General features: G+C 52.0%; 11 protein-coding genes, 1 pseudogene and 1 other annotated feature. Of the genes and pseudogenes, 9 read left to right on the top strand and 3 right to left on the bottom strand.

Annotated features, from left to right (window positions below; translation table 11 throughout):
* Nucleotide 1: 1 nt before the first annotated feature.
* Nucleotides 2–901: an ATP phosphoribosyltransferase gene (hisG, locus tag GFC06_RS13085; protein WP_003834191.1), complete on the bottom strand. Its 900-nt coding sequence runs from the start codon at nucleotides 899–901 to the stop codon at nucleotides 2–4.
* 45 nt (nucleotides 902–946) lie between these two features.
* Nucleotides 947–1,069, bottom strand: a sequence feature (His leader region).
* Nucleotides 1,045–1,092 carry a his operon leader peptide gene (hisL, locus tag GFC06_RS13090; protein ID WP_100250077.1) on the bottom strand — a complete coding sequence of 16 codons (48 nt, stop codon included), beginning with the start codon at nucleotides 1,090–1,092 and terminating at the stop codon, nucleotides 1,045–1,047. Its footprint overlaps the feature before it by 25 nt.
* 174 nt (nucleotides 1,093–1,266) lie before the next feature.
* On the opposite strand from hisL, the gene GFC06_RS13095 reads away from it, so the two are divergent.
* The 4 genes and pseudogenes from GFC06_RS13095 to plaP all read left to right on the top strand — a co-directional run bounded on the left by GFC06_RS13095 (nucleotide 1,267) and on the right by plaP (nucleotide 4,692).
* Nucleotides 1,267–2,091, top strand: a complete 825-nt coding sequence (locus tag GFC06_RS13095) for an SDR family oxidoreductase (RefSeq protein WP_047498991.1) — start codon at nucleotides 1,267–1,269, stop codon at nucleotides 2,089–2,091.
* Between the two features lie 40 nt (nucleotides 2,092–2,131).
* Nucleotides 2,132–3,116: pseudogene (locus tag GFC06_RS13100) on the top strand (LysR substrate-binding domain-containing protein).
* A gap of 162 nt (nucleotides 3,117–3,278) precedes the next feature.
* Entirely contained in the window at nucleotides 3,279–3,341 is a 63-nt protein-coding gene (yoeI, locus tag GFC06_RS23535; RefSeq protein WP_099045591.1) for a membrane protein YoeI, read from the top strand.
* On the top strand, nucleotides 3,331–4,692 hold the full coding sequence (gene plaP, locus GFC06_RS13110; RefSeq protein ID WP_016153551.1) for a putrescine/proton symporter PlaP: 1,362 nt from the start codon (nucleotides 3,331–3,333) through the stop codon (nucleotides 4,690–4,692). Before yoeI ends, plaP begins: the two co-directional genes overlap by 11 nt.
* Before the next feature lie 60 nt (nucleotides 4,693–4,752).
* Here plaP and sbcB read toward each other — a convergent pair whose 3' ends face one another.
* Nucleotides 4,753–6,177, bottom strand: a complete 1,425-nt coding sequence (sbcB, locus tag GFC06_RS13115) for an exodeoxyribonuclease I (RefSeq protein ID WP_016153550.1) — start codon at nucleotides 6,175–6,177, stop codon at nucleotides 4,753–4,755.
* Nucleotides 6,178–6,574: 397 nt separating this feature from the next.
* Between sbcB and phsA the strand changes: the two genes are divergently transcribed.
* The 5 genes from phsA to sbmC all read left to right on the top strand — a co-directional run bounded on the left by phsA (nucleotide 6,575) and on the right by sbmC (nucleotide 12,107).
* A complete protein-coding gene (gene phsA, locus GFC06_RS13120; protein ID WP_153690244.1) occupies nucleotides 6,575–8,848 on the top strand; it encodes a thiosulfate reductase PhsA in 2,274 nt (757 codons plus the stop codon).
* A gap of 14 nt (nucleotides 8,849–8,862) precedes the next feature.
* Nucleotides 8,863–9,441 (top strand): thiosulfate reductase electron transport protein PhsB, encoded by a 579-nt coding sequence (phsB, locus tag GFC06_RS13125; protein WP_016153548.1) that lies wholly within the window; start codon nucleotides 8,863–8,865, stop codon nucleotides 9,439–9,441.
* A complete protein-coding gene (gene phsC / locus GFC06_RS13130) occupies nucleotides 9,438–10,205 on the top strand; it encodes a thiosulfate reductase cytochrome B subunit (RefSeq protein WP_032319018.1) in 768 nt (255 codons plus the stop codon). Before phsB ends, phsC begins: the two co-directional genes overlap by 4 nt.
* Nucleotides 10,206–10,343: 138 nt before the next feature.
* Nucleotides 10,344–11,516 (top strand): serine-type D-Ala-D-Ala carboxypeptidase DacD, encoded by a 1,173-nt coding sequence (gene dacD / locus GFC06_RS13135; protein WP_032931656.1) that lies wholly within the window; start codon nucleotides 10,344–10,346, stop codon nucleotides 11,514–11,516.
* Between the two features lie 123 nt (nucleotides 11,517–11,639).
* Nucleotides 11,640–12,107, top strand: coding sequence for a DNA gyrase inhibitor SbmC (gene sbmC, locus GFC06_RS13140; RefSeq protein WP_049281922.1), 468 nt, complete (start codon nucleotides 11,640–11,642; stop codon nucleotides 12,105–12,107).
* Nucleotides 12,108–12,123 lie beyond the last annotated feature (16 nt).

Raw genomic sequence — 12,123 nt, forward strand, 5'->3', positions numbered from 1 at the left:
ATCACTCCATCATCTTCTCAATCGGCAGCACCAGAATTGAGCTGGCGCCGAGCGCTTTCAGTTTTTCCATCGTTTCCCAGAACAGGGTTTCGCTGCTGACCATGTGCATGGCTACGCGCTGCTGGTCACCCGCCAGTGGCAGAATGGTAGGGCGCTCAGCGCCTGGCAGCAGGGCGATGACTTCGTCCAGACGTTCGCTCGGCGCGTGCATCATGATGTATTTTGATTCACGAGCCTGAATAACCCCCTGAATACGGGTCAGCAGTTTGTCGATCAGTTGTTGCTTGGCTTCGGCCATTTCGCCGTCGCGCTGAATCAGGCAGGCTTTAGAGCGGTAAATCACTTCCACTTCACGCAGACCGTTGGCTTCAAGCGTGGCTCCGGTTGACACCAGATCGCAAATCGCATCAGCCAGACCTGCGCGGGGAGCGACTTCTACAGAGCCGTTTAACAGACAGGATTTAAACGACACCCCTTTTTGATCAAGATAACGTTTAAGCAGGTGTGGGTAAGAGGTAGCGATACGCTTACCGTTCAGCGCTGCCGGGCCATCCCAGGCTTCATCAACCGGGGTAGCCAGCGAAAGACGGCAGCCGCCGAAGTCCAGACGACGCAGGGTAAAATAGCGCGGATCTTCACCCTGGGCCCGGCGGTTGAGCAGTTCCTCTTCGAGAACGTTTTCCCCGATGATGCCGAGATCTACGACGCCGTCCATCACCAGACCCGGGATATCGTCATCACGCACGCGCAGAATATCGATCGGCATATTCTCAGCCATCGCGATCAAGCGCTGGGTGTGAAGATTAATTTTAATGCCGCAACGGGCCAGCAATTCGCGTGAATCATCGCTTAAACGACCTGATTTCTGCATAGCTATGCGTAAACGGGTGTTATCTAACATTCTTTATTCCTCGTTATCCTGTCTGAATCAGTTTGGGCCACGCACAAAAAAAAGCCCCCGGAAGAAATCTTCCGGGGGCTTTCTCATACGCTCATGCACCGCTGGAAGATTTAAATGTCTCCCAGCACACATCGCCTGAAAGACTAGTCAGGATGATGGTGATGATGGTGTTTGAATTGAGCGCGTGTCATAAATTTTCTCGATGAATGTTTATTCATTTGATGTCTTTTAACCTAAACCACTTTAGCTACGGAAAGCAAGGGCTTTTTTTGATCATTAATTCATTTCATATTGATACTATGAATTGTCAGCCACTGTGGGCTAGCGTAGCCTTGCGTTATAGGCCAAAAGTCAGGAGAGAAGGCATGAAAAAGGTCGCAATTGTCGGTTTAGGTTGGTTAGGCATGCCGTTAGCTATGTCGCTGGCGGCGAGAGGCTGGCAGGTTACCGGCAGCAAAACCACATTGGATGGGGTGGAAGCGGCCCGCATGAGTGGTATAGAGAGCTACTCGCTGCGCCTGGAGCCTGAACTGGTCTGTGAGACAGACGATCTCGACGCACTGATGGACGCCGACGCGCTGGTTATTACGCTACCTGCGCGCCGTAGCGGTCCGGGGGAGACATTTTACCTGCAGGCTATGCAGGAGCTGGTCGACAGTGCGCTGGCGTACCGTATCCCGCGGATTATTTTTACCAGTTCGACGTCGGTCTATGGCGATGCACAAGGCATCGTGAAAGAAGGGACTCCGCGTAACCCGGTCACGGCAAGTGGTCGCGTTTTGAAAGAACTTGAAGACTGGTTGCACAATTTACCCGGCACTTCGGTGGATATTTTGCGCCTGGCCGGACTTGTCGGCCCGGGAAGACATCCCGGTCGTTTTTTCGCTGGCAAGACGGCGCCAGATGGACACCATGGCGTCAATCTGGTGCATCTGGATGATGTGGTTGCCGCCATCTCTTTGCTGCTGCAAGCGCCAAAAGGGGGACACATCTATAATATATGTGCGCCTATGCATCCGGCGCGCAATGTGTTCTATCCACAGATGGCCCGCCAGTTGGGGATGGAGCCGCCGGAATTTCGTGGCAATGAGGATAACGGTAAAGGTAAAGTCATTGATGGCAACCGTATTTGTAACGAGCTTGGGTTTGAGTACCAGTATCCTGACCCGCTGGTGATGCCGATGGAGTGACAGACCAGCAGAGTGCCGCTGATACCGCCAGGGGGCGAGTATGAAACCACTGCTGGACGTTCTTATCATCCTCGATGCATTGGAAAAAGAGGGCAGTTTCGCAGCGGCGTCGGCAAAATTGTTTAAGACGCCGTCTGCGCTTAGCTACACCGTCCATAAGCTGGAAAGCGATCTTAATATTCAGCTACTCGATCGCAGCGGACATCGGGCTAAGTTTACCCGTACCGGGCAGATGCTGCTGGAAAAGGGGCGGGAGGTGTTGCACACCGTCCGCGAACTCGAAAAGCAGGCGATTAAACTTCACGAAGGCTGGGAGAATGAACTGGTTATTGGCGTAGATGATACGTTTCCCTTTTCGCTGCTGGCCCCACTCATCGAATCTTTCTATCAACACCACAGTGTGACGCGCCTGAAATTTATCAATGGCGTGCTGGGCGGCTCCTGGGATGCCCTCACTCAGGGGCGGGCGGATATTATTGTCGGCGCCACGCATGAGCCGCCTGCCGCGAGCGAATTTGGCTTTGCGCAGCTAGGGGTTCTGGAGCAGGTGTTTGTGGTTGCGTCGCATCATCCGCTGGCGCAGGAACAGGAACCGTTAAACCGTCGCACTATCCGGCGTTTTCGCGCAATTGTGGTTGGCGACAATGCACAGCATGCCAACGTCTCGGGCTCTCAGGTGCTCGACGATCAGGAAGCCATCACCGTTTTTGACTTCAAAACCAAGCTGGAACTGCAAATCAGTGGTCTGGGATGCGGCTATATTCCGCGCTACCTGGCACAGCGATTTCTGGAGAGCGGCGCTCTGATTGAGAAAAAGGTGGTCGCACAAATTATCTTTGAACCCGTGTGGATAGGTTGGAATGAACAGACAGCCGGGTTGGCCAGTGCCTGGTGGCGGGATGAGATTTTAGCAAATAGTGCTATTGCGGGGGTGTACGTTAAAACGGCTGCTGATAAATCAATCAGTTAAGAAAAAATATTCTTTTGTAGTAGCTTCAATCTCTTGTTATTTCTCTCCAAATTAGTGCAAAATACGCCGCTTGCAAAAAATGACATTAACCGACGTTTTAATACGCGTCGGTTATTTTTTTGCATCAAACCAATCATTCATAAAAGAGGCCGGGCTTCGTACCGGATAGATACTTACTTAAAAATCGACAGTTGTTGTCGCTGAGGATTAACAAAAAATGGGGCAATTTTTTGCTTACGCGACGGTTTTCGCCGTAATGGGGGATAACCATGTCGCATAACGCTACTCCAAACACCTCTCGCGTGGAATTACGTAAAACGCTTACGCTGGTTCCGGTTGTCATGATGGGCCTTGCCTATATGCAGCCGATGACGCTGTTCGATACATTCGGTATCGTATCAGGAATGACCGATGGTCACGTCCCGACAGCTTACGCCTTTGCACTGATCGCCATCCTCTTTACCGCACTGAGCTACGGTAAACTGGTGCGTCGCTATCCGTCTGCAGGCTCTGCCTACACTTACGCCCAGAAATCCATTAGCCCGACCGTTGGCTTTATGGTGGGTTGGTCATCATTGCTGGACTACCTGTTCGCACCGATGATCAACATTCTGTTGGCGAAAATTTATTTTGAAGCTCTGGTGCCGTCGATACCGTCATGGATATTCGTGGTGGCGCTGGTGGCCTTTATGACCGCCTTTAACCTGCGCAGTCTGAAATCTGTTGCAAATTTCAACACCGTCATCGTGTTGTTGCAGGTGGTGCTGATTGCAGTGATCCTCGGCATGGTCGTTTATGGCGTGTTCGAAGGGGAAGGTGCCGGTACGCTGGCGAGCAGCCGTCCGTTCTGGTCAGGTGATGCGCATGTGATCCCGATGATCACGGGAGCGACTATCCTGTGCTTCTCGTTCACCGGTTTTGACGGTATCAGCAACCTGTCTGAAGAAACCAAAGACGCTGAACGAGTGATCCCGCGGGCGATTTTCCTGACCGCGCTGATTGGTGGCCTGATCTTTATCGTCTCCACCTATCTGTTGCAGCTGTACTTCCCGGATATCTCGCGCTTCAAGGATCCGGACGCTTCGCAGCCGGAAATCATGTTGTATGTCGCTGGTAAGTTCTTCCAGGTCGGCGCGCTGATTTTCTCTACCATTACCGTACTGGCGTCAGGTATGGCGGCGCATGCAGGCGTAGCGCGTCTGATGTATGTGATGGGGCGTGACGGTGTGTTCCCGAAAAGTTTCTTCGGTTATGTCCACCCGAAATGGCGTACTCCGTCCATGAACATCATTCTGGTTGGTGCGATTGCTCTGCTGGCAATTAACTTCGACCTGGTGATGGCGACGGCGCTGATTAACTTCGGTGCGCTGGTGGCGTTTACCTTCGTTAACCTGTCGGTGATCTCCCAGTTCTGGATCCGTGAGAAGCGTAACAAGACGCTGAAAGACCACTTCCAGTATCTGTTCCTGCCAATGTGCGGTGCGCTGACCGTTGGTGCGCTGTGGGTGAACCTGGAAGAGAGCTCAATGGTTCTGGGTCTGATCTGGGCCGCTATTGGTCTGATTTACCTGGCTTGCGTGACCAAAAGTTTCCGTAACCCGGTGCCACAGTACGACGAAGATATCGCGTAATAGCTGTATTTAGATAAAAAAAACCGGAGACATGTTCTCCGGTTTTTTTATACGTGGGAGTTATACAATCTCTTGCGCATACTGCCAGAGTGACTTCAGCAGCATCAGTTTCTCTTTGTTATCTGCATATTGCTGGCTCAGCATCTGCAATTCATTGGCGTAATTTTGCAAAAACTCAGGCGTGAATATTTGACGACGATGGTCCAGCCAGCGCTGCTGTTCGGCTTCATCCAGCGTTCCGGGGAAGTTACGTGCGCGGTAGTTAAACAGCAGCTTTTCAATGCGCTTATCGACAAAGGAGATATCCAGCGCCGGTAAATTGCGCGGCTCAGTTTCCAGAACGATTTTCATCGCGGCACGGTCGGCATCGCTGAAAAAACCATTGTATAACTGTGCGTCTACGTTATCTGATGGCGTAAAGGGTTCCGCATCGGCGAAGATGGCCACCACTTTGTCGCGAACCTGCGGGTTTTCGCGCAGTATTTTGAGATTATCCAGACAATGCTGGCGGTTAATGCCAAGGCGATCGGCATCTTCCGGGCGCAAGGTATTCGCCTGTGCCAGTACCGGGCATTTGTTGATGTGCACCAGTTTAACCGGCACGGCTGGGTTATCTCCCAGATCAGCTTTAGCAGTGTAGAGCCGCTCACGTAGCGCGTCGCTGTCCAGTTCGAGCAGCGGTGAAATATCACCGGCTAAGTCGACCATAATCACCGCGTTGCGATTCTCAGGATGCCAGGCCAATGGCGCCACCCAACTGGTGTTGCCGCGCCATGCGCCGAACATCCCCGAAACATGGACCAGCGGCTTCATTTGCGGGACATCAATCAGTGCGGCCAGCTTGTGCTTATTGCGATGGCTGTAGAGATAATCAAACAGGCGCGGCTGGCGCGACTTCACTAATTGCGCCATCGCAATTGTGGCGTATACATCGGCCATCGCATCGTGGGCATTGGCATGTTCAATACCGTTGGCTTTGGTCAAATGCTCCAGGCGAAAGCTGGGTAAGCCGTCGTCGTTTTCCGGCCAGTTAATTCCTTCAGGACGCAGGGCATAGCAGGCGCGCATCACATCCAGCAGATCCCAGCGTGAATTATCGTTCTGCCAGCTCCAGGCGTAGGGATCGTAGAAATTGCGATACAGGATGTTGCGCGTCACTTCATCATCGAAGCGCACGTTGTTATAGCCCAGGATACAGGTTTTCGGCACCGTGAACAGGGCGTGGATGCGAGCAGCAAAGGCGGCTTCATTTTCTCCTTTTTCACGCGCTTCCTGCGGTGTGATACCGGTTATCAGCACCGCCTCAGGCTGCGGCAGATAGTCGTCTGCGGGTTTGCAATAAAAGACTTCAGGTTCACCGATAATGTTGAAATCGCTATCTGTGCGGATAGCCGCAAATTGCGCGGGTCTGTCCAGCGCCGGATGGGTACCAAAGGTCTCGTAATCGTGAAAGAGAAAACCAGGTTGCTGCTTGCCGTCATTCATTGTTCAGTTATGTCCGGGATCAATTTAGCGCTCGTCCAAGAATACCAAAAAATAGCGAGGTAATCAGCAAAGCGATTATCAATGCTGAATGATGTACGCAATAAAATTGAGATGAACAGGCTTAAATAGAATTGATTAATAAATTTTGCACTGTTAAGGGAAATTACTGGAATAAATTGTCTGAAATCTATGAGCTGATAAATAATATAAATGAGAACCATTATTGTTATTTGGTGCTGATTTGTTGTGTTCTGGAAATTTTAAAATTCTTTTATAAACAATGGGTTTTTATTTTGGCGGTTAGCTGCTCTATATTCTAATGAAATGTGAGTGAGGTTAAAAATTAATAATTTAAACACCATATAATAATTGGATATATCTAATAACAGGAGGTTATATGAGCATTAGTCGGCGTAATTTTTTGCGAGGAGTGGGTATCGGTTGCTCAGCCTGTGCGATAGGCAGTTTTCCGCCAGGCGCACTGGCGCGAAATTCTCCAGAGAGCATTAAGGGGAAAACATCTCTGACGCCAAGCTTGTGCGAAATGTGTTCTTATCGTTGTCCAATACAGGCACAGGTAATTAATAACAAGACGGTTTTTATTCAGGGGAACCCTAATGCGCCTCAACAAGGCACGCGTGTCTGCGCGCGCGGAGGCAGTGGTGTTAGCCTGGTCAACGACCCGCACCGTATTGTCAAACCCATGAAACGCACAGGGCCTCGCGGGAGCGGAGAATGGCAGGTTATTAGTTGGGAACAGGCTTACAAAGAAATTGCCGAAAAAATGACGGCAATAAAAGCGCAGCATGGCCCTCAGGGGGTCGTATTCTCTTCCAAATCCGGTTCGCTTTCGGGTCATTTATTTCAGCTGGCAACGGCGTTTGGATCGCCAAACACCTTTACGCATGCGTCGACATGCCCTGCCGGAAAATCGATTGCCGCCAAAGTGATGATGGGCGGCGATTTGGCTATGGATATCGCCAATACCCGTTATATGGTCTCTTTTGGCCACAATCTCTATGAAGGTATTGAGGTTGCCGAAACGCATGAACTGATGACCGCGCAGGAAAAGGGCGCAAAAATGGTCAGCTTCGATCCCCGTTTGTCAGTTTTCTCCAGCAAGGCGGATGAATGGCATGCGCTCAAGCCGGGCGGCGACTTGCCGGTGTTAATGGCCATGTGTCACGTCATGATTAATGAACATCTGTATGACGCGGACTTCGTTGCGCGCTACACCACAGGGTTTGACCAACTGGCAGAAGCGGTACAAGAGACCACGCCGGAATGGGCGCAAAAGCAGGCTGATGTGCCTGCCGATGTTATTGTTCGGGTCACCCGCGAAATGGCCGCCTGTGCGCCTCATGCTATCGTCAGCCCTGGCCATCGCGCGACGTTTTCGCAAGAAGAAATTGATATGCGGCGTATGATTTTCACCCTCAATGCGCTGCTGGGAAATATTGAGCGTGAAGGCGGCTTGTACCAGAAAAAAGCCGCGGCGACCTACAATAAGCTGGCCGGAGAGAAGGTCGCTCCGGTGCTGGCAAAACCTGATGCCAAATTGCCCAAGCCAACGGCGCAGCGCATCGATTTGGTTGCCCCACAATTCAAGTACATCGCGGCGGGCGGCGGCGTGGTGCAAAGCATCATCGATGCCGTGTTAAACCAGACGCCGTATCCGGTGAAGGGATGGATTATGTCCCGCCACAATCCTTTCCAAACCGTGACCTGTCGGCCTGATCTGGTCAAAACCGTCGAACAACTCGATCTGGTGGTCAGTTGCGATGTCTATTTAAGCGAAAGCGCGGCATATGCCGATTATCTGTTACCCGAATGCACCTACCTTGAACGCGATGAAGAAGTCTCTGACATGTCGGGCCTGAATCCGGCCTATGCCCTGCGCCAGCAGGTTGTAGAGCCGATTGGGGATGCGCGTCCGAGCTGGCAAATCTGGAAAGAGCTGGCCGTGCAGTTAGGCCTTGGGCAGTTCTACCCCTGGCAGGATATGCAGACGCGGCAGCTGTACCAGCTTAATGGTGATCATGCGCTGTCCGCTGAACTGCGTCAGAAAGGATATCGGGAGTGGGGTGTTCCGCTTCTGCTGCGGGAACCTGAAGCAGTGCGTCAGTTTGTGGCGCGTTATCCGGGCGCGGTGGCGGTTGACGGCGACGGTACCTATGGCGAGCAACTGCGCTTTAAATCCCCGTCTGGAAAAATTGAACTCTACTCTGAAGAGCTGGAAGCACTTTTGCCTGGCTACGGTATTCCGCGCGCCCGCAATTTTGCCCTCAAAGGCGACAATGAACTCTATTTTATTCAGGGAAAAGTGGCGGTGCATACCAACGGCGCGACGCAATATGTACCGCTGCTGAGTGAGCTGATGTGGGATAACGCGGTGTGGATCCACCCACAAACGGCCCGTGAAAAAGGCATCAAAAACGGCGATGAGATTTGGCTGGAAAATGCGACCGGTAAGGAAAAAGGCAAAGCGCTGGTTACTGCCGGAATACGACCCGATACGCTGTTCGTTTATATGGGATTTGGCGCCAAGGCGGGAGCCAAAACCGCGGCGACGACGCACGGTATTCACTGCGGTAATTTGCTTCCGCATGTTACCAGTCCGGTTTCCGGTACGGTGGTGCACACCGCTGGCGTCACGCTTCGTCGGGCATGAGAAAGGAGAACATCATGAATCAATCAACAAACCCTTATGTCATGCTGCATGACGAGAAACGCTGTATTGGCTGTCAGGCGTGTACGGTTGCCTGCAAGGTACTGAATGACGTGCCGGAGGGATTTAGTCGCCTACAAGTGCAGATCCGTTCACCCGAACATGAACCCGAGGTGCTGTCCCACTTCCAGTTTGTTCGCGTTTCCTGTCAGCATTGTGAAGATGCGCCGTGCGTCAGCGTCTGTCCTACCGGCGCTTCATTTCGTGACGAAAATGGCATTGTGCAAGTGGATAAGTCTCGCTGTATTGGTTGTGACTACTGCGTCGCCGCTTGCCCGTTCCATGTCCGCTACCTCAACCCACAAACGGGGATTGCCGACAAATGTAACTTCTGCGCCGATACTCGCCTGGAGGTCGGACAATCGCCAGCCTGCGTTTCCGTTTGTCCGACGGATGCGCTGAAGTTTGGACGTCGCGATGACCCGGAAATTCAGCACTGGATTAATCAAAAAGAGGTTTATCGCCAGCAGGATACGCGTAGCGGTCCGGTAAGTGTCTATCGGCGTAAAGAGATCCATCAGGAGGGTAATGTATGAATTCTATCTGGGGAGCAGAGCTTAACTATGCGCCGGACTACTGGCCGCTGTGGCTCATTTATGCAGGCGTTATTATTGTGCTGATGATTGCGGGCCTGGTAACGCACGCGCTGTTACGTCGGATGCTGGCGCCCAAAACGGCAACCGGGGAAGAGCATCGGGACTACCTCTATTCGCTGGCGGTCCGCCGCTGGCACTGGGGTAATGCGCTGCTCTTTATCCTGCTTCTGCTGAGCGGCCTGTTTGGCCACTTTTCTGTCGGACCGGTGGCCTTAATGGTGCAGGTACATACTTGGTGTGGCTTCGCATTGCTGGCCTTCTGGATTGGCTTTGTGTTAATAAACGCAACCAGCGGCAACGGCTGCCATTATCGCGTGAAATTTAGCGGGTTGATATCACGCTGCCTGCTGCAAACACGCTTTTATCTGTATGGCATTATGAAAGGTGAGCCGCACCCGTTTGCCGCAACGGCAGAGGACAAATTTAACCCGCTGCAACAGCTGGCCTACCTGGCCATCATGTACGCACTGGTTCCACTACTGATCATCACCGGGTTGCTATGTCTCTACCCACAGGTGGTAGGGGCGGGGCCGGTGATGCTGGTGCTGCATATGGCGTTAGCGATTGTGGGCTTACTGTTCATCTGCGCGCATATTTACCTGTGCACGCTGGGTGACACGCCAGGGCAAATTTTTCGCAGTATGATCGATGGTTATCACCGCCATCGCAGTCATCACGCAGAGACCGCGCCGCGTAAAGGGTAGTTCCGGCGAGATTTGTCTCTGAAACCCTTTCCTAATAGCAAGAAAATGTGCCTTATGTCACATTTTCTTGCAATTTATCCATGTTTCTTCGACAGAACTTCCGTAAAAAGAACGGCTATTTCTCCCTTTCCTGAGGACATGCTGTTGAAACGCCGTTTGTTTATTGCCGCTTCACTATTAACGATGAGTTTTTCGCCCGCCTGGGCGAGCGATGCCGTGAGCTTCGCCCCACAACCTCCTGCGATTACTGCCGGGGCATGGGTGTTAATGGATTACACCACGGGCCAAATCCTGACAGCCGGTAATGAACACCAGCAGCGCAATCCTGCCAGCCTGACGAAACTGATGACTGGCTATGTTGTCGATCGCGCAATTGACAGCAAGCGTATTAGTCCGACAGATATTGTGACCGTCGGGCGCGATGCCTGGGCAAAAGATAATCCGGTATTTGTCGGTTCATCCTTGATGTTCCTGAAAGAAGGGGATCGCGTTTCGGTACGTGACCTCAGCCGTGGGTTAATTGTTGATTCCGGTAATGATGCCTGCGTGGCACTGGCGGATTACATCGCCGGAGGGCAGCCGCAGTTTGTCGCGATGATGAACAACTATGCGCAAAAACTGAACCTGCAGGACACCCATTTTGAAACGGTACATGGTCTGGATGCGCCGGGTCAGCATAGCTCCGCGTACGACCTGGCCGTGCTGTCCCGCGCTATCATCCACGGGGAACCGGATTTCTACCATATGTACAGTGAGAAAAGCCTTACCTGGAACGGCATCACACAGCAAAACCGTAACGGCTTGTTGTGGGATAAAACCATGAACGTAGATGGCCTGAAGACAGGGCATACGTCCGGTGCCGGGTTTAACCTGATTGCTTCCGCCGTCGATGGTCAGCGCCGCCTGATTGCGGTGGTGATGGGCGCGGAGAGTGCTAAAGGGCGCGAAGATCAGGCACGTAAACTGCTGCAATGGGGGCAACACAACTTCGATACAGTGCAGGTTTTGCGTAGCGGTAAGCAGGTTGGCACTGAACGGATCTGGTATGGCGATAAAGAAAAAATCAGCCTCGGAACCGAGCAGGATTTCTGGATGGCCCTGCCTAAAGCAGAAGTCCCTAACATCAAAGCAAAATATGTCCTTGATAAGAAAGAGCTGGTTGCTCCCATCGCTGCGCATCAACGTGTGGGGGAGATTGAACTCTACGATCGGGATAAGCTGGTGGCACATTGGCCTCTGGTTACGCTGGAATCCGTCGGCGAAGGCGGCGTTTTCTCGCGCCTGAGCGACTATTTCCACCACAAGGCGTAGTTTTTCCTGATGCGTCTGACTGGCAAGAGTGCGAATCTGCTCACATAATAATCACTATTTCCTTGTGGCCGACATAGCCAGAAATTACACTGTATATAAATACAGTGTAACGGTGGAGGTTGTATGGAGTACGAGATAAAGCTGGTCGATAAACGCATGATTGCCGGTTTCCATATGGTTGGACCGTGGGAACAAACGGTGAAGCAGGGGTTTGAGCAATTAATGAAGTGGGTCGACGGAAAACAGATTGTGCCGTTGGAATGGATTGCTGTTTATTACGACAACCCTGATGTTGTTCCTGCGGAAAAACTGCGCTGTGATACCGTGGTTTCTGTGCCTGAAGGTTTTGAAATCCAGGAAAACAGCGAAGGGGTGATCCTCACCGAACTGGCGGGTGGCGACTATGCTGTCGCCGTTGCGCGCGTTGAGAATCACGATTTTGCGAAGCCTTGGTATCAGTTCTTCGAGCGCCTGTTGCAGGATACGACTTATGCGATAGCCGCTAAACCCTGCTTTGAAGTTTATATGAACAATGGCATGGAGGACGGTTACTGGGACATTGAAATGTACGTGCCAGTGCAGACGAAGTAACTGTTTGGGGTGTAAA

The organism is Citrobacter braakii (genome assembly GCF_009648935.1).
In the GTDB taxonomy this organism is placed as follows: Bacteria; Pseudomonadota; Gammaproteobacteria; order Enterobacterales; family Enterobacteriaceae; genus Citrobacter; species Citrobacter braakii.

Excerpts from the sequence above, each read along its gene's own strand:
- dacD (WP_032931656.1), top strand. The coding sequence starts at position 10,344 with ATGCTGTTGAAACGCCGTTTGTTTATTGCCGCTTCACTATTAACGATG.
- phsA (WP_153690244.1), top strand. The coding sequence starts at position 6,575 with ATGAGCATTAGTCGGCGTAATTTTTTGCGAGGAGTGGGTATCGGTTGC.
- sbmC (WP_049281922.1), top strand. The coding sequence starts at position 11,640 with ATGGAGTACGAGATAAAGCTGGTCGATAAACGCATGATTGCCGGTTTC.
- plaP (WP_016153551.1), top strand. The coding sequence starts at position 3,331 with ATGTCGCATAACGCTACTCCAAACACCTCTCGCGTGGAATTACGTAAA.
- sbcB (WP_016153550.1), bottom strand. The coding sequence starts at position 6,177 with ATGAATGACGGCAAGCAGCAACCTGGTTTTCTCTTTCACGATTACGAG.
- hisG (WP_003834191.1), bottom strand. The coding sequence starts at position 901 with ATGTTAGATAACACCCGTTTACGCATAGCTATGCAGAAATCAGGTCGT.
- GFC06_RS13095 (WP_047498991.1), top strand. The coding sequence starts at position 1,267 with ATGAAAAAGGTCGCAATTGTCGGTTTAGGTTGGTTAGGCATGCCGTTA.
- phsB (WP_016153548.1), top strand. The coding sequence starts at position 8,863 with ATGAATCAATCAACAAACCCTTATGTCATGCTGCATGACGAGAAACGC.
- phsC (WP_032319018.1), top strand. The coding sequence starts at position 9,438 with ATGAATTCTATCTGGGGAGCAGAGCTTAACTATGCGCCGGACTACTGG.